The sequence below is a fragment of the Pseudomonas massiliensis genome (genome assembly GCF_000826105.1).
GTDB lineage: Bacteria > Pseudomonadota > Gammaproteobacteria > Pseudomonadales > Pseudomonadaceae > Aquipseudomonas > Aquipseudomonas massiliensis.
Genome location: NZ_CCYK01000006.1, coordinates 835039 through 851570, shown reverse-complemented (window position 1 = coordinate 851570; position 16532 = coordinate 835039). Strand labels below are relative to the sequence as shown.

14 protein-coding genes and 1 pseudogene are annotated in these 16532 nt (G+C 63.7%); 4 read left to right on the top strand and 11 right to left on the bottom strand.

Annotation, left to right across the window (positions count from 1 at the left end; genetic code table 11):
* Positions 1-8: 8 nt before the first annotated feature.
* The 11 genes and pseudogenes from gcvH to gap all read right to left on the bottom strand — a co-directional run bounded on the left by gcvH (position 9) and on the right by gap (position 11252).
* The gene (gene gcvH / locus BN1188_RS09935) at positions 9-386 is read right to left on the bottom strand and encodes a glycine cleavage system protein GcvH (RefSeq protein WP_040261232.1); all 378 of its coding nucleotides are present in this window, start codon (positions 384-386) and stop codon (positions 9-11) included.
* 253 nt (positions 387-639) lie between these two features.
* Positions 640-2154, bottom strand: a complete 1515-nt coding sequence (locus BN1188_RS09930; RefSeq protein WP_040261231.1) for a sigma-54-dependent transcriptional regulator — start codon at positions 2152-2154, stop codon at positions 640-642.
* 75 nt (positions 2155-2229) lie between these two features.
* A complete protein-coding gene (locus tag BN1188_RS09925; RefSeq protein WP_040261229.1) occupies positions 2230-2589 on the bottom strand; it encodes a DUF5064 family protein in 360 nt (119 codons plus the stop codon).
* 73 nt (positions 2590-2662) lie between these two features.
* Positions 2663-3418 carry a methyl-accepting chemotaxis protein gene (locus BN1188_RS22300; protein WP_408633602.1) on the bottom strand — a complete coding sequence of 252 codons (756 nt, stop codon included), beginning with the start codon at positions 3416-3418 and terminating at the stop codon, positions 2663-2665.
* Positions 3419-3520: 102 nt separating this feature from the next.
* Positions 3521-4558, bottom strand: a pseudogene (locus BN1188_RS22295) (PDC sensor domain-containing protein); the annotation flags it as partial.
* A 360-nt stretch (positions 4559-4918) separates the two neighbouring features.
* Positions 4919-5329 (bottom strand): YbaN family protein, encoded by a 411-nt coding sequence (locus BN1188_RS09915; RefSeq protein WP_040261227.1) that lies wholly within the window; start codon positions 5327-5329, stop codon positions 4919-4921.
* A gap of 55 nt (positions 5330-5384) precedes the next feature.
* Complete coding sequence (locus BN1188_RS09910) at positions 5385-5996, bottom strand: biliverdin-producing heme oxygenase (RefSeq protein ID WP_040261226.1); 612 nt, start codon at positions 5994-5996, stop codon at positions 5385-5387.
* A gap of 48 nt (positions 5997-6044) precedes the next feature.
* Positions 6045-8534 (bottom strand): TonB-dependent receptor, encoded by a 2490-nt coding sequence (locus BN1188_RS09905; RefSeq protein WP_040261225.1) that lies wholly within the window; start codon positions 8532-8534, stop codon positions 6045-6047.
* A 143-nt stretch (positions 8535-8677) separates the two neighbouring features.
* Positions 8678-9634: a FecR family protein gene (locus tag BN1188_RS09900; RefSeq protein WP_408633601.1), complete on the bottom strand. Its 957-nt coding sequence runs from the start codon at positions 9632-9634 to the stop codon at positions 8678-8680.
* Between the two features lie 7 nt (positions 9635-9641).
* A complete protein-coding gene (locus tag BN1188_RS09895) occupies positions 9642-10175 on the bottom strand; it encodes an RNA polymerase sigma factor (protein WP_040261223.1) in 534 nt (177 codons plus the stop codon).
* 75 nt (positions 10176-10250) lie between these two features.
* On the bottom strand, positions 10251-11252 hold the full coding sequence (gene gap, locus BN1188_RS09890) for a type I glyceraldehyde-3-phosphate dehydrogenase (RefSeq protein ID WP_040261222.1): 1002 nt from the start codon (positions 11250-11252) through the stop codon (positions 10251-10253).
* A gap of 261 nt (positions 11253-11513) precedes the next feature.
* On the opposite strand from gap, the gene edd reads away from it, so the two are divergent.
* The 4 genes from edd to BN1188_RS09870 are packed head-to-tail and all read left to right on the top strand — an operon-like array spanning position 11514 to position 16502.
* A complete protein-coding gene (gene edd / locus BN1188_RS09885) occupies positions 11514-13340 on the top strand; it encodes a phosphogluconate dehydratase (RefSeq protein ID WP_040261221.1) in 1827 nt (608 codons plus the stop codon).
* A complete protein-coding gene (locus BN1188_RS09880) occupies positions 13337-14293 on the top strand; it encodes a glucokinase (RefSeq protein ID WP_040261220.1) in 957 nt (318 codons plus the stop codon). Before edd ends, BN1188_RS09880 begins: the two co-directional genes overlap by 4 nt.
* Positions 14294-14347: 54 nt before the next feature.
* Entirely contained in the window at positions 14348-15067 is a 720-nt protein-coding gene (locus BN1188_RS09875) for a response regulator (protein ID WP_040261219.1), read from the top strand.
* Positions 15068-15101: 34 nt separating this feature from the next.
* Complete coding sequence (locus BN1188_RS09870) at positions 15102-16502, top strand: ATP-binding protein (protein ID WP_084596194.1); 1401 nt, start codon at positions 15102-15104, stop codon at positions 16500-16502.
* Positions 16503-16532 lie beyond the last annotated feature (30 nt).

Here is a 16532-nt window from a genome sequence, read left to right as displayed (position 1 = left end):
GCGGCTCCTCAGGCTTGGGCGGCGATCAGCTGATCGTAGGCGGCTTGGTCGAGCAGGCCATCGAGCTGCGCGGCGTTCGCGGGGATGAAGCGGAAAAACCAGCCATCGCCCAAGGGCGCCGAGTTCACAAGTTCAGGGCTGGCTTCAAGGGCCTGGTTCACTTCCACGATAGTCCCACCCAGGGGCATATTGATGCTGCTCGCTGCCTTTACAGACTCCAGCACAGCGACTTCAGCGTCAGCGAGATGATCGCCGGTGTCCGGCAGTTGCACGAAGACCAGGTCACCGAGGGCCTCCTGGGCGAAATCGGTAATGCCCACGGTGACGCTGCCGTCGGCTTCGGCGCGCAGCCATTCGTGTTCCCGGGTGAAACGTAAGACGCTCATGCACTACTCCTGAAGGCCGATAAAGCCAAGGCTCAAGCCAGTTGGGCAACCAAGCCCAGCGGGCGAATGAGTGCGTATTGCAATATGGCTGCCAAGCCGGGCAACCCCTTGTTTTGCTGGGGCTGGTGGACAGCTGAGGCCGCTGTGAGGCTCGGCTGTCTCGAAAGCTTTACAGCTTTGGCTGCAAAGCCCAGCGTTCTCGGTGCGTACCGCTGTATCGAATTCAATACGTCGTAAAGAAATCGTTACGGCTTCAGGCGCTGGGTGCGTGAGGAATGCCGTACTTGCGCAAGCGATTGGCAATGGCCGTATGCGAGGTTTGCAAGCGGGCCGCCAGCAGGCGAGAGGAGGGATAGTCGGCATAGAGCCGTTCCAGCAGCGCGCGTTCGTAGTCTTCGACGGCTTGCTCCAGGCTCTGAATGTCCCGCTCATGGGTCTGGGCCACGGACGTTCCCGCGATGTCCAGGTCGCCAATGTCTACCAGGCTGCCTTCGCAAATGGCCGCGGCACGGAAGATCACGTTCTGCAGCTGGCGCACGTTGCCGGGCCAGCGGTTGCCCAGCAAGGCGGGATAGGTGCCAGGAGCCAGGCGGCAAACGGGGCGGCCGATCTGGGCGCAGGCCTGGCGCATGAACCAGCGCGCAAGCAAGAGGATGTCCTGGCCGCGGTCGCGCAGAGGCGGTACGTCCAGGTTAAGCACATTGAGGCGGTAGTAAAGGTCTTCACGGAAGCGCCCTTCGCTGACCATCTTGCCCAGGTCCCGGTGGGTGGCACTCAGAATCCGCACATCGACCTTCACCTCGCGTTCGCCACCTACCCGACGGAAAGTGCCGTCATTGAGAAAGCGCAGCAGCTTGGCTTGCAGGTAGGGTGACATCTCGCCGATTTCGTCGAGAAAGACCGTGCCCTGGTGTGCCAGCTCCATCAGCCCTGGCTTGCCCCCGCGCTGGGCACCGGTAAACGCGCCAGGCGCATAGCCGAACAGTTCGCTTTCAGCCAGGTTCTCCGGAAGCGCCGCGCAATTGAGCGCCAGGAAGGGGGCTGCGTGACGTGCGCTTGCGGCATGGCAGGCCCGGGCGACCAGTTCCTTGCCGGTGCCCGTTTCGCCCTGGATCAGCAAGGGCGCGTCCAGTGTGGCGATACGCTGGGCTCGGGCCTTGAGCTGGCGGATGGCGGTCGACTCGCCGAGCAAGGCTTCGAAGCCCTCGGCATGGTCGTGATGAAGGGCTGCCAGGCGTTCGCCGATGCGGTGCGGCGGGTAGAGGGTGAGCAGCGCGCCGGCATTGGGAATGGGCGTGGCGTCCAGCAGCAGGGTTTCGCCCTGGATGGCCACTTCCCGCAAGGGCAGCCGGAAGTCCTGTTCGAGCAAGGCGGCCAACAGATTGGCATCATCGAACAGGGCTTGTACCGACAAGCCCGCGGGTTCGCTGCCATGCAGCGAGACCATTGCCGGGTTGGCCAGCAGCACCGTGCCTTGGGTATCCACCGCCAGCACCGGATCACTCATGGCGGCCAGCAGTGCATCGAGTTGCAGGTGTCGACGCTGCCCCGGCAGCATGTCCACAACGGTCACCGTACGCACCCCGGCCACGCTGAACAGCGCGTCGCGCAGCTCATCGAGCACGGCCGGGCTCAGCGTCGGCGCGTCGATGTACACGTTGGGGGGCACCATCTCGACGGCATCCAGGTTCAGGTTGCGCGCGCCCAGCAGGGCGAGCACTTCCTGGGTAATGCCGACGCGGTCTTGGAAGCTGACATGAATGCGCATGAGCGAAGAGGTGCGAAGCCGCTGAAGCCGCGAATTATGCCCGCTGGCGTCGGCCGAAGGAACCGGGCCGGGCGCTCAGGTCTTGCCCAGGTGCCGTGCATCCACCGGGTCGCCGCAATGGCGTCCGAGTTTGTGCTGGATATCGGCGAACATCTCGTCGTACTGCCTGTGCAGGCTGATGGGCACGACCTGGGTGGCAGGCAGACCATGACGACGGGCCAGATGGTCGATGCTGCTGGCGAAGTTGAAGGCCAGGTCCGCCGCCAGGTCGAAGCTTTCGTCCACCGGCTGGCCGGCGATATGACCGGTTACCTGGAAATGCATCGAGGGCCCGTCCTGGCTGCTCGCTGGGGCATAGGTGATGATGAGTTCATAGGCTACGTCCGGCGGTTGGACGGGACTGTGCTCCAGATGCAGGCGGCCGGGCTCGAACATGGTAAGGGTCCTGGATGCAGACGCCCCGGGTTGTCCGGGGCGTGTGGTGCAGCATAGACCCTTATGGGGTGGGTCAGACCTTGAACTGATCCATCAAGCGCATCTGCTGGCTGGCCAGGGCGTTGAGCTGGCTGCTCACCTGCGCCGACTCGGTGGCCTGCTCAGTCAGCGTCTCGGTCACCTGGCGAATGGCCGATACGTTACGGTTCACTTCCTCGGCCACCGCGCTTTGCTCCTCGGCCGCGCTGGCGATCTGCAGGTTCATGTCGCTGATCACGCCCACCGCCTCGCTGATTCGCGCCAGCGCCGACGAAGCCTGAAGAATCTGCGCGGCGTTCTCCTGAGCCTTGCCCTGGCTTGAATGCATGGTCGAAACCACATCGCGGGTCGCGCTCTGGATGCGCTCGATCACATGGCGGATTTCCTCCACTGAATCCTGGGTCCGCTTGGCCAGGTTGCGCACTTCGTCGGCCACCACGGCAAAGCCGCGGCCGCTGTCGCCAGCGCGTGCCGCCTCGATCGCCGCGTTAAGCGCCAGCAGGTTGGTCTGCTCGGCGATACTGCGGATGACCTCGAGCACGGTGCCGATCTGTTCGCTGTTCACCGCCAGGGTTTCCACTTCGCTCACGGCCTTGCTGACTTCCACGGCCAGGCCGTTGATGTCCTGGGTGCTGCGCTCGATGATGGTCATGCCGTCCCGGGCCGACTGGTCAGCGCCTCTGGCCGCATTGGCGGCATTGGAAGCGCTGCTTGCCACTTCCTGGGCCGTGGCGCTCATCTGGTTGGAAGCGGTGGCGACCTGGTCGATCTCGCGGAACTGTACCTGCATCCCTTCGCTGGTCTGCCGGGCGATTTCCGAAGACTGGTCCGCCGTGGAGCGCGCCTCGGTGATGCTGGTCTTGATCTGCGCGATGGTCGGCTGCAGCTTGTCCAGGAAACGGTTGAACCAGCTGGCCAGTTCACCCAGTTCATCCTGACGGCTGTACTGGATGCGACGGGTCAGGTCGCCTTCGCCACTGGCGATGTCCTTGAGCATCAGCGCCACGTTAGTGATCGGCCGGGTCACGCCAGAGGCGGTCAGCCATAGCAGCACCAGCCCAAGCAGCCCAGCCAGTACAGCCACCATGAGGGCTTGCAGGGTGCCGCTGGTTTGCGCGCTGTCGAGCATGTCCTGCAGCTTGAGGGCGTCAGCCAGCAGTACCTGGCGGGGCAGGTCGATGGCTACGCCCCAGGCAGGGGCCCCTTCCACCGGGCTCACCGGGTACACAGCGCGGATAAGGTCGCCCCGGGCGACCACCTTGGCGGTGCCGCCCTGGACCAGTTGAAGAATCTCCTTGCCTTCTTCACCCAGGGTGACGTCTATGCGCTTGGCCAGGCTATCGGCTGCATCGCTGTTGGCCGCGAGGATACCCTTGCTCGAAAGCACCATGATATGCCCGGCGCCGTCGAACAATTCGGCCTTGGCCTTGGCGGCGCTGACCTGCAGCGAGTTCAACGCCAGGTCCACCCCCGCGACGCCTACCACCTTGCCGCCTGCTCGAATGGGCAAGGCGATAGTGGTCATCAGCATGGTTTTGCCATTGATGGTATCGGCATAGGGCTCAAGCAGGCACAACTTGCCGCTTTGCAGGGCGCAGGTGTACCAAGTGTTGTAGGGCAGGCCGCTGGCGTTGATTTCACTCTTGACCAGGTCTTCTTCCTCGATCGCGGTATTGCTATCGCTACCGTCATAACGGCTCCAGTAGCTACTGAAGCGGCCGGTTTCGTTGGAGCCATGGGCCTGGTCGTTGACGAAGCTGGCGTCCTGACCATCGAACGCGTCTTTTTCGAACACAGCCCACACGCCGAGTACGTCTGGATTACGCTTGAACCCCAGCTCCAGTGCGCGATTGGCTTCCTCACGCAAGGTGGCTTTATCCAGCCCATGGCGAGCCCCGGCGCTGCTCAATTGACCCACTTGCTCGGCCATGTCCTGGGCCAGGGTAAGGTCCGCGCTGTAGGTTTTCTGCAAGGTGGCCGCCTTCTCCGCGGCCTGTGCCAGTAACAGCTTCTCCACGCTCCGAGTCAGCATCTCTTCGCTGAAGGCGCCCACCATCTGGTTGTTGGTACGGGCCTGATACAGGTTCATGCCTACCACCGTTGCAACCACGGCGATCAGGCAAAGCCCGGCCAGCAGGACGATCTTCAAGCGGATGGAGAGGGACTGGAACATGGAATGGGCTCGCGATGGGTGGCACGGCAGAGGGCCGATGGCCCTCCCAAGCCGACATTCGGCTACCTCATCGCATCGGCTGGCCAGTAAGGATCTTGAATATTTTCCGACGATCGGTCACTGGTTTTGGGATCCTTTTAACGCTTCGGGCCTTGACCAGATCCAAAGATTGACCAATACCATGCCGCCGATGGCCGCGTAGATAGCCCAGTAGTGGCGCAGCGTCAGCCACATGATGATGGCACACGCGAGCATGCTTGCCGTGGCCGCCCATTTCGCCCGGCGGGTAATGACCTTGCCGTTGCGCCAGTTCCGAATGATCGGCCCGAACACGCGATGGTTTTCCAGCCAGGCGCTCAGCCGCGGCGAACTGCGAGTAGCCGCCCAGGCGGCGATAAGAATGAATTCGGTCGTGGGCAGGCCAGGGATGAAGATCGCGACTATGCCGATGCCCACGCAGACATACGCCAGGAGTGCGTAGAGCAGGCGGGCCAGACGGGAACGGGGCACTGGAGGCTGGGTGGTCATCGACACCGGACATCGGTCAGGCCGGGCCACGCCTGAAGCGGGCCCGGTGGTGAATTCAAGCCTGTGCATCAGCATAGGCCGCTTGCAGTAAAACGGTGAAGCGTGTGAAAGCCGCTAGAGCACCGGCGTCGGCCAGCCTTTCTTCGGCTTCGGACAGGCTCAGGGCGTCCAGGGTTTTCACGAAGGCCTTCCAGCCAGCGGCACGGCCGCCTTCGGGTTCGGCCAGGTGACGCGCGCCCTTTTCCGCGCAGAGGCCCAGGGCTTCGGCCCGCTTGTAGAGGAAAGCGGCGCCGAGTTTCGACCCTTCGGAGACAAAAATCCAGCCCAGGGCTTCAGCCACGGTCAGGTCGGCGGGTGCGCCTGGCACCGCGACAGGGGGGCGCATGCCAAGGTCGGACAGGTCTGCCAGTGCCTGGTCGGCCCGGCAGCGTCGGGGCAGGCCGGGAAACAGCGCTGTCAGGCGTTCATCGTTGTAGAAGGGCGCCAGCTCGGCCTGGAACAGGTACTGCGCGCTGAGAAATCGGCCAAAGCCTTGCAGGGTGTCGAAAGCTGCCTTGGCCTTGACCAGGGCGTCGAGGGTTTCGTGGGGCGCGCGCGTGACCTGGCTCAAGCGCTGGGAACGGGCGGCGCGAGTGGTTGGGTTGGTAGCGGCTGTCAGAGCGTTCATGGCGAGTCTCGTCAATGAGGAGGGGGCCGGGGGCGGCCCCGGGTTGCGTTAGATGTTCCACACCAGGTTCACCGAGAAATTCCGGCCTGGCTGGGTAAGTCGGTCCAGGTTGGCCGGGGCGGTCACCGCCGCCTCGCCCACGCTGTCGTAGCCGCGTACGTTGTCCCACAGCCAGTATTTCTTGTCGGTAAGGTTGTAAAGCCCCGCATTGAGGGTCAGGTCTTCGCTGATCTGGTAGTAGCCGGTCAGGTCCAGGGTGCCAAAGCCGGGGGTCCTGAAAGCGCTGCCGCCGTCCGGGGCGTTGAGGCTGCTTTCGTCCACCCTGTCCTTGCGCCTGACCAACGTCCAGCTCAGCAGGCCACCATAGCGCGGCTGCTCGTAGCCCAGGCCGAGCACACCGGTGAGCGGGTTGATGCTGTTCAAGGGTTGGCCTGTGTCGTCATTGCGGCCATGGGCCCAAGCCAGGGAACCCTGGGTGTAAAGCCCTTCGGGCGCGCCGAAGCGGTCCAGGTTCAAGCGGCCCTTTGCCTCGGCGCCGCGGATGGTGGCGTGCCTGATGTTAACGCTCTGGAACGTCTGCTCGTCGTAGCCGGCCTGGAGGCGATTCTCATCGATGAAGTCTCGGTACTTGTTATAGAAGACCGCCACTTCATAGCTGCCCGCGTCGAAATAGCCGCGCAGCCCGGTCTCCAGGCTTCGGCTCTTTTCCGGTTCGAGATTCGAATTGGGTTCGACCCGGTAGCCCCCTGCGCGGTTTTCGAAGCGGCCATACAACGCCTTGGCGGTGGGCGTGCGGAAGCCTTCCGCATATTGCGCATACCAGCGCGTTTCCTCGCTCAGGGCATAGGTGAGGCCAAGCTTGGGCGACAGCCGGTGCCAGGTCTTGCGCTCAGCGCTGACAGGATCGGTGGGGTCGAGGGTGCGCAGGAATTCCTCGGTCAGGTGAGGCGTAAGCCGCGTGTAGTCGTAGCGCGCGCCTGGCAGGAAGGTCCATTTGTTGTAACGGATCTCGTCTTGTGCGAACAGGCTGAACGTGTCCACGGTAGGGTTTGGAAAATCGCTCTCCGGCGCCAGGTAATCCGCGCTGCTGCCAGCGCCTGGCGTGCACCCCCGGCCAGCGGCGACGCAGATGCCATAGCCGCTGCGCAACCCGCTGACCTTCTGCCGCTTCAAGGTAGTGCCGTAGGTCAGGTCGTGTTCAGTGTTGCCTACGGAGAAGGCCTTTTCCAATTGGCCGTCGAACAACCACTGGCGATCCTTGTAATAGGTGTCCCGGTGCCGGAGCACTTGCCGGGTGAAGGGCACATAGAGCTCGTCTGTCTGCTCGTCCGTTTTGGCCAATTGGTAGTTCAGGCTCCATTTCGCCCGGTCGGCGAACAGGCTGTCCAGTCCCATGTCCTGGGTGATGCCGAAACGTTCCCGGCTGACGCTATCGTCAATGCCTCGCCAGCGGTACATGCCCAGGCCGGTGCCGTTGGCAAAGGGGCCGCCGTAGGCGCTTTTCATGTTTCCTTCAGTGGTGCGCTGGAATTTTTCATAGGTCAGCATCAGGCGACCGTCATCCGAGTAGTTCCAGCCCGCCTTGGCCAGTACGCTGGTGCTGGTGACATCTTCCGGGTTGGCCGCCGTGCGGCTCAGCCCGATACCGTGATTGCTCCCGTAAGACTCTGTTTCATGACCATCGCGTCGGCTAAGGTGAAGCAGGCCATCGAAATCACCGTGACGGCCAGCCACGGTGGCGGACTTGAGCCAGCTATTGTCCTGGGAGCTATAGCCGGCCTTGAGGCGGGCACCGACGTCCTTGCCCGGCTTGAGGATGTCCTCGGCATCCAGCGTGTAGTAACTCACCGCGCCGCCAATGGCGCTGCTGCCATAGAGCGCAGAATTCGGGCCCCGGACGATTTCCGCGCGCTTGAGGATTTCCGGGTCGACGTAGTCGCGCTGGGTCTGGGCATAAGGGCCGAAGAAATAGCTGTCGGGCACGCTGACGCCGTCCACCTGGGTCAACACCCGGTCGCCATCGATGCCACGGATATTGAAACCGGTCAGGCCGGCGCGCTGCCCGGTGCCGCCCACGCTCACGCCCGGCTCGTAACGCACCAGTTCCTGCAACGTGTCGACGCTATCGCGATCCAGTGCCCCACGGTCGGTAACGCTGACACTGGCCGGCACCTCGCTGGTGGCTTGGGCGCGCCGGGTGGCGCTGATGCTGATCGGCGCCAGTTGCACAGCGCCTTGTCTTTCCAGAACCACGGATGCCGGGGCAACCTTGCGAAAGGAAAGACCGGTACCCGTAAGCAGCCGGGCCAGCGCTTGCTCCGCTGGCAGTCGGCCGTGCACATCGGCCGAGGCGAGGCCTTCGCCGAGTTCTGCCGGCAAGCCGAACTGCCAGCCTGTCGCACTACTGAAGGCGGTCAGCGCGGAAGCAAGTGGCTGGGAGGGAATGGCGAAATCCCGCAGGTTGGATTCGGCCACCGCCGGGGCACAGAACGCAGCCAGGCAGGCCAGGGCCGCGCTGGGAAGAAGAGAAGGGTGCATGAAAGCTCCGTCTTGATGCGAATAATTGGCATTGGCAAAAAGACGAGACGAACCAGCCTGTAAATCGCGTAAAAAAACTTGTGCCGGCGTCTAGCGGCAGGGCCTGGGTCGAGCCACGGCGAAATTGAAGAACAGCGTGCGGATCAGTTGAGGATCATCAGCGCTGGCCATTCTCGCAGGCTGGCGGAAGTGACCTGGGCAAGGGCCCGCAATACAGCAGGCGGATCCTCGACGCTGTAGTTGCCCGTCACCCGCCGCTCATCCAGCGAGGCGCGCGTATTGAGAATCCAGCCGGGGTAATAGCGGCTCAGGTCGGCCAGCACCTCTCGCAGGGGGCGGTTGACGAACACCAGGCGACCATTGAGCCAGGCCAGGTCCTGCTCCGGTTGCAGCCGCGTCGGCGCCTCGAAGCCTGAGCGGCCCAGCCCGACACTCATGCCCGCGGACAAGCTCAGGCTTTCATGCTGGTTGCTGCGCAGGTCGACCCGGCCGCGTTGGACATGCACCCGGGCCTGGCCGTCCAACCAGCGCACCGTGAACGCACTTCCATTGGCCTGTGCCAGCAGGGGACCCGCGCGCAGTTCGAGCGGGGCGCCACGGCTGGGCACGTCGAACCAGGCCTCGCCCTGCAGCAGTTGGGCGGCGCGTGCGTTGGGGCCTGCCTGGGCGGCCAGGGCTGATTCGGTATTGAGCACCACCTCGGTACCATCGGCCAGGTTGAAATGCTGACGCTCGCCGATGCCGGTCATGTGATCGGCCTCCAGGCGCAAGGGCAGTTTGACCAGGGCCGCGACCCCGAGCACCAGTACGGCAGCGAGCGCCAGTCGGCGCCAGGGCAAGCCCGACACTCGCGCCTTTCGCGGCTTGGGCAGGGGAGTTGTTGGTGGCGCCGCCAGCCGGGACGCAGCCGTTTCCATCTCTGGGGCGGACCAGGCAGCACTGACCTGGGCATAAGCGTCCAGATGACTAGGATCCTCGGCCAGCCAGGCGTCAAAGGCCTGGCATTGGGCCGGCGTTGGGCATTGCAACAGGATCATCCAGTCCACCGCTTCCTGCAGGGCCTGTTCCGCTGAAGCGGGCCGGGAGGAAGTGGGCATCAGCGAGTCCTCATGAAGATGGTTTTGAGACGGTCATTGGCTGCCGAGTGGCCTCCAGGCATAACAGCATGATCAACTTCAGTTCTTTCTGAACGGTGCTGGCCGAAACGCCCAGGGCGTCGGCGATCGCCAGGTAGCTCTGGCCATGGACACGGCTGCGCACGAAAATATCCCGCTGGCGCGGTGTCAGCCGTTGCAAGCTGGCTTCCAGGCGTTGCAGCAGGCGCTGTGCGTGGGCGGCGTCTTCCGCGCTGCTGCGTTCTTCCGGCACGGCCTCCAGGGCTTCAGGTGGCAGCGTATCGTCCAGGGTACGGGCGTGTCGACGCTGGGCGCGGAGATGATCCAGGGCCAGGTTGCGGGCCGTCTGGAAAACGAACGGCTCCAGATGCTCGATAGGGCGCTCCGTCAAGGTGCGGGACACCCGGAGCCAGGTTTCATGAAGAAGTTCTTCGGCAATGCCCCGGTTGCGGACCATGCCTTGCAAAGTGCGCAGCAGGCTCAGGCGCTGGCCTAGGAAAACGGTGTTGAAGCGGGACTGTCTCACAGAACGACCTAACCGGGGCGACGGATGATAATGCTTCTCATCCACGCCCGAGGTCAAGCCAGTGTGTGAGCCCTTTTACTTGGCGTTACAAAGGGCCAGGCAGTTGTCCAACATGCGATTGGAGAAGCCCCACTCATTGTCATACCAGGCCATGACCTTGAGCATCCGGCCGCTGACCTTGGTGTGGTTGGCGTCGAAAATGGATGACAGGGGGTTGTGGTTGAAATCGCAGGACACCAGCGGCAAGGTGTTGTAGCCCAGCACCTTGGAGCCCTCCGCGGCGGCCTTGAGCAACTGGTTCACTTCTTCGGCGGTCACGTCACGCTTGACGTTCAGGGTCAGGTCCACGAGGGATACGTTGATCACCGGAACCCGTACCGCCATGCCGGTGAGCTTGCCGGCCAGCTGCGGCAGCACCAGGCCCACGGCCTCGGCGGCGCCGGTCTTGCTCGGGATCATCGAGTGGGTGGCCGAGCGGGCGCGGAAGGGGTCGCTGTGGTAGACGTCGATCAGGTTCTGATCGTTGGTGTAGGCATGGATGGTGGTCATCAGGCCCTGTTCGATGCCGATTTCACGGTCCAGCACCTGGGCCACGGGCGCCAGGCAATTGGTGGTGCAGGACGCGTTGGAAATCACCTGGTGGGCCGCGGTAAGAATGTCGTGGTTCACCCCAAAGACCACGGTGGCATCGGCGCCCTTGGCCGGAGCCGAGATGATCACCTTGCCGGCGCCAGCCTGCAGGTGCGCGGCGGCCTTGTCACGGCTGGTGAACAGACCGGTGCATTCGAACACCACGTCGACCTTGTGGTCTTTCCAAGGCAGCTCAGCCGGATTGCGAATGGCCGATACGGCGATACGGTCGCCGTTGACGCTCAGGCCCGCCTCGTCGTGCTCGACGGTGGCATCGAAGGTGCCGTGGACAGTGTCATATTTCAGCAGGTGGGCATTGATGGCGCTGTCACCCAGGTCGTTGATTGCGACGACCTGCAGGTCCTGGCGGTAGCCTTGGGTATACAGTGCACGGAGGATGTTTCTTCCGATGCGGCCGAAACCGTTGATTGCGATGCGAATGGTCATTGGCATTACCTACTGTCAGATTGTGGAACGTCTCCGCCGAGGTCCGAATCACGAAATCTGTTTTGTTGTTGGAATTACAAGATTATTCGCATAGAAATAGAAAACAAGCCTTTTTGATGGCAGAATTTTGTTTTATCTACAACGCGTGACCGGTACGGCTCTGTCTTTTGATCGACCCCTGGCCCTGAAGTTGAAAGTTTCCACGCCAGTCGATTCACTGCGGTGCCCCAGAACGGTCCTCTCCTGAGCCTGGAGTCCTACATGCATCCCCGCGTCCTCGAGGTTACCCAACGGCTGATCGAACGCAGCCGCCCCACGCGTGAGCGTTACCTGGCCATGATTCACGCGGCCGCCACGGAGGGGCCTCAGCGCGGCAAGCTCCAGTGCGCGAACTTCGCCCACGGCGTAGCCGGTTGCGGTGCCGAGGACAAGCACCAGTTGCGCATGCTCAACGCGGCCAACGTGGCGATCGTCTCGGCCTACAACGACATGCTCTCGGCCCACCAGCCCTACGAGCGCTACCCTGAGGTCATCAAGGCGGCCCTGCGTGAGATGGGCAGTGTCGGCCAGTTCGCCGGTGGCGTGCCGGCCATGTGCGACGGCGTCACCCAGGGCGAACCAGGCATGGAGCTGTCCATCGCCAGCCGGGAAACCATTGCCATGGCCACCGCCGTGGCGCTGTCCCACAACATGTTCGACGCTAACCTTTGCCTGGGCATCTGCGACAAGATCGTGCCCGGCCTGATGATTGGCGCGCTGCGCTTCGGCCACCTGCCGACCATCTTCGTGCCCGGTGGGCCCATGCCCTCAGGCATTTCCAACAAGGAAAAGGCTGATGTACGCCAGCGCTATGCCGAGGGCAAGGCCACTCGGGAAGAGCTGCTGGAATCGGAGATGAAGTCCTACCACGGCCCGGGCACCTGCACCTTTTACGGCACCGCCAACACCAACCAGCTGGTGATGGAGGTCATGGGCCTGCACCTGCCGGGCGCATCCTTCGTCAACCCCAATACGCCCCTGCGCGAGGCCTTGACCATCGAGGCGGCGCAGCAGGTGGTGCGCATCACCAAGGCGAGTGGCAACTTCATGCCGCTGGGCGAGGTGGTGGATGAGCGTGCCTTGGTCAACGCCTGCGTGGCGCTGCATGCCACCGGAGGCTCGACCAACCACACCCTGCACCTGCCAGCCATGGCGATGGCGGCCGGCATTCAACTGACCTGGCAGGACATGGCCGACCTCTCCGAGGTGGTGCCGACCCTGTGCAATGTCTATCCCAACGGCAAGGCCGACATCAACCATTTCCAGGCTGCCGGGGGCGTGGCCTTCCTCGTGCGCCAACTGCTGGACGCCGGCTTGCTGCACGAGGATGTGAATACGGTGATGGGCAAGGGTATGCGTGCCTACACCCGCGAGCCGTTCCTGGATGACGGTCGGCTGGTATGGCGTGACGGGCCGGCGGCCAGCCTGGACGAAACGGTGGTGCGGCCAGCGACGCGGCCCTTCTCCAGCGAAGGCGGGCTGCGCGTGATGGAGGGCAACCTGGGCCGGGGCGTGATGAAGGTTTCCGCCGTGGCACCGGAGCACCGTGTCGTCGAGGCTCCGGCCCGGGTATTCGAGGACCAGCAGCAACTGGCTGATGCCTTCAAGGCCGGCGAGCTGGACCGTGACGTGGTCTGCGTGGTGCGCTTCCAGGGGCCGCGTGCCAACGGCATGCCCGAACTGCACAAGATGACCCCCTTCCTGGGCGTATTGCAGGATCGCGGCTTCAAGGTCGCCCTGGTTACCGATGGACGAATGTCGGGTGCATCGGGCAAGATCCCGGCCGCGATCCATGTATGCCCGGAAGGGGTGGACGGCGGGCCGCTGGCGCGCGTGCGCGATGGCGATATCATCCGCGTGGATGGCACCACCGGCACCTTGCAGCTTCAGGTGGATGTGGCCGAGTTCGAGGCCCGCGAAGCTGCGGTGCCGACAGTGGATAGCAGCGTGGGCTGCGGTCGTGAATTGTTCAGTTTCATGCGAGTGGCGTTCAGCTCGGCCGAGCAGGGCGCCAGCGCCTTTACCTCGGCTTTGGGAGCCCTTAAATGACATTGGCACTGGTAGGTGATATCGGCGGCACCAACGCCCGTTTCGCCCTGTGGGAAAACGACGCGCTGCGTGCGGTCCAGGTGTTTTCCACCGCGGATTTCACCAGTCCGGAACAGGCCATCGCCAAGTACCTGCGTGACCAGAACCTGGCCAAGGGCGCAGTGAGTTCCGTTTGCCTGGCGGTCGCCGGGCCAGTGGACGGCGATGAATTCCGCTTCACCAACAACCATTGGCGGTTGAGCCAGAAAGCGTTCTGCGCCACCCTGGACGTTCAGCGCCTGTTGCTGATCAACGATTTCACCGCCATGGCCCTGGGCATGACCCGGCTGCGTGACGGTGAATTCCAGACAGTGCGCCAGGGCCGCGCCGATCCCCGCCGCCCTGCCGTGGTCATCGGCCCCGGCACCGGCCTGGGCGTGGGCACCCTGCTCAACCTCGGCGAAGGGCACTGGATGGCCCTGCCAGGAGAGGGCGGCCATGTGGATCTGCCGGTGGGCACCGAGCGGGAGGCTCGGATCCGTCAGCATATCCAGAACGACATCGGTCATGTGAGCGCCGAGACCATTCTCAGCGGTGGTGGCCTGTTGCGCCTGTACGAAGCCATCTGTGCCCTCGATGGCCATGCGGCCAAGGCCAGTCAGCCTGCCCAGGTGACCGAGCTGGCCCTGGCCGGCGATGCCGTGGCGGCGCTGGCTATCGATCAGTTCTGCCGGTTCCTCGGGCGGGTGGCAGGCAACAACGTGCTGACTGTGGGAGGCCTCGGCGGGGTATATATCGTGGGCGGGGTGATTCCCCGCTTCATCGAGCTGTTCCTGGCCAGCGGCTTCAACGAAAGCTTCGCCGACAAGGGCTGCATGAGCGGCTATTTCGGTCAGGTGCCGGTGTGGGTGGTAACGGCCGAATTTTCCGGACTTATCGGTGCCGGAGTGGCCTTGCGGGAAGGGCCGCGGTAAGCGTCTAATCACCCTCGAACGGGCGATGACCCGTGCTCAGGGGGAACGACTGCTTTGACCACTGCCGGCAAAACCATTCTCCTGGTCGACGACGACCAGGAAATCCGCGAACTGCTGACCGCCTACCTGGGCCGTGCCGGCTTCCAGGTCCAGGCGGTCGGCGATGGTCGAGGTTTTCGCGAAGCCTTCAACGCTTCGAGCGTTGACCTGGTCATCCTCGATATCATGCTGCCGGATGAAGACGGCTTCAGCCTCTGCCGCTGGGCCCGACAGCATCCACGCCAGGCCCAGGTGCCCATCATCATGCTCACGGCGAGTTCCGACGAGGCTGATCGCATCGTCGGCCTGGAACTGGGCGCGGATGACTACCTGGGCAAGCCGTTCAGTCCTCGGGAACTGCAGGCGCGTATCAAGGCGCTGTTGCGGCGTGCCCAATTCGGCAGCGAGCGTGCCAGCGAACTGTTGGCCTTCGATGACTGGCGCCTGGACGTGGTCAGTCATCGGCTGTTCCATGTGGATGGCGAGGAGGTGATCCTCTCAGGCGCCGATTTTGCGCTGCTCAAGCTGTTCCTCGACCATCCGCAGCAGATCCTCGACCGTGACACCATCGGCAACGCTACCCGGGGTCGTGAACTGATGCCCCTGGACCGCATCGTCGACATGGCGGTCAGCCGTCTGCGCCAACGCTTGCGGGACACCGAAAAGCCCCCCCGGCTTATCCGCACAGTGCGTGGCAGTGGTTATCTCCTGGCGGCCAACGTTGTTACGGCTTAGGCGACCACCGCTGCCACGGTCCCTGCTGGGGCGCATGCTGCTGTTGACCCTGCTGGCGGTGTTACTGGCGCAAACCCTCTCTAGCGTGATCTGGCTGTCGCAACTGCGGGAGACTCAGCTTGAGGGCCTGGTGACCAGTGCGCGTAGCCTGGCGCATTCCATGTCCGCCAGTGTGAGCTACTTTCGCTCGCTGCCATTGGCCTATCGTCCCCTGGTGCTGGACCAGCTGCGTAGCATGGGAGGTACCCGTTTCTTCGTCTCGCTCAACGACAAGCCGCTCAGCATGCGGGTAATCGGGCCCAGCCCCCGGCGCCAGGCAGTGATCGATGCGGTCGCTGCCGTACTGCATCAGCAACTGGGCGAGCAGGTGAGCCTGACGGTGCAATTCGTGACGCCCCAGGACCTGCGGATCTTCAATAGTGGGCTGGCGCTGGACGACCTGCCACGATCCTGGGCTCACTATGCCTTGACCCTGGAACCGGTGAACCCGCCGGTCATGGTCACCCAGATTCGCCTGGGCGATGGCGAATGGCTCTATATCGCCTCCCTGCTGCCCGAGCCCTATACCAGCCTCGACGAAGAAGGCCTCCCCGCGCAGCAGCTGCTGTTCATCGGCCTGACCAGCCTGTTCCTGCTGGTGTTCATCGGGCTGCTGGTGCATTGGCAGAGCCGCCCGCTCAAGCGTCTGGCGCGCGCGGCCCGTGAGCTATCCCTGGGCGCCGAGCCGGAAAAGCCCCTGGTGGAGGGCGGCGGCAGCGAGGTCGTGGAGGTCAGCCGAGCCTTCAATGCCATGCGCGAGCGCATCAGCCGATACCTGACGGAGCGCAGTCAACTGTTCAGCGCCATCTCCCATGACCTGCGTACGCCTATCACACGTCTGCGCCTGCGAGTGGAGCTGCTGGAGGACGAAGCCTTGCACACGCGCTTCAATCGGGACCTGGACGAGCTGGACATGCTGGTCAAAGGGGCGCTCCAGTGTGTCAAGGACACGGACATCCACGAAAACATCGAGCGGGTAGACCTCAACCAAGTGCTGGACTGCCTGGTCGAACCCTACATGGCGACGTCGGGCAACGGCCGTATCACCCTCAGCGGTCAGGCCCGCCGCGCCTACCGCGGCAAGCCCCTGGCGCTGAGGCGGTGCATGGGCAACCTGATCGACAACGCCTTGAAATATGGCGAGCGCGCGCACCTGTTCGTGGAGGACTCGGCCAAGGCGTTCGTGCTGCACGTAGACGACGAAGGCCCCGGCGTACCGGCGCAGCGGCTCGAAACCGTATTCGAGCCCCATGTGCGCCTGGCTACCAACCAGCCGGGTTACGGGCTGGGCCTGGGCATCGCTCGCAACATCGCTCACAGCCACGGCGGGGAAGTGAGCCTGCGCAACCTGCCGGAGGGAGGGCTAAGGGTTACGCTGTATCTACCACGAACCTGATTCGGCCCGAGCGCATCGAGGCCTTCCAAT

Coding starts and splice junctions, on each gene's coding strand:
- gcvH (WP_040261232.1), bottom strand. CDS start 386: ATGAGCGTCTTACGTTTCACCCGGGAACACGAATGGCTGCGCGCCGAA.
- BN1188_RS09930 (WP_040261231.1), bottom strand. CDS start 2,154: ATGCGCATTCATGTCAGCTTCCAAGACCGCGTCGGCATTACCCAGGAA.
- BN1188_RS09925 (WP_040261229.1), bottom strand. CDS start 2,589: ATGTTCGAGCCCGGCCGCCTGCATCTGGAGCACAGTCCCGTCCAACCG.
- BN1188_RS22300 (WP_408633602.1), bottom strand. CDS start 3,418: ATGCAGGTACAGTTCCGCGAGATCGACCAGGTCGCCACCGCTTCCAAC.
- BN1188_RS09915 (WP_040261227.1), bottom strand. CDS start 5,329: ATGACCACCCAGCCTCCAGTGCCCCGTTCCCGTCTGGCCCGCCTGCTC.
- BN1188_RS09910 (WP_040261226.1), bottom strand. CDS start 5,996: ATGAACGCTCTGACAGCCGCTACCAACCCAACCACTCGCGCCGCCCGT.
- BN1188_RS09905 (WP_040261225.1), bottom strand. CDS start 8,534: ATGCACCCTTCTCTTCTTCCCAGCGCGGCCCTGGCCTGCCTGGCTGCG.
- gap (WP_040261222.1), bottom strand. CDS start 11,252: ATGACCATTCGCATCGCAATCAACGGTTTCGGCCGCATCGGAAGAAAC.
- edd (WP_040261221.1), top strand. CDS start 11,514: ATGCATCCCCGCGTCCTCGAGGTTACCCAACGGCTGATCGAACGCAGC.
- BN1188_RS09880 (WP_040261220.1), top strand. CDS start 13,337: ATGACATTGGCACTGGTAGGTGATATCGGCGGCACCAACGCCCGTTTC.
- BN1188_RS09870 (WP_084596194.1), top strand. CDS start 15,102: ATGCTGCTGTTGACCCTGCTGGCGGTGTTACTGGCGCAAACCCTCTCT.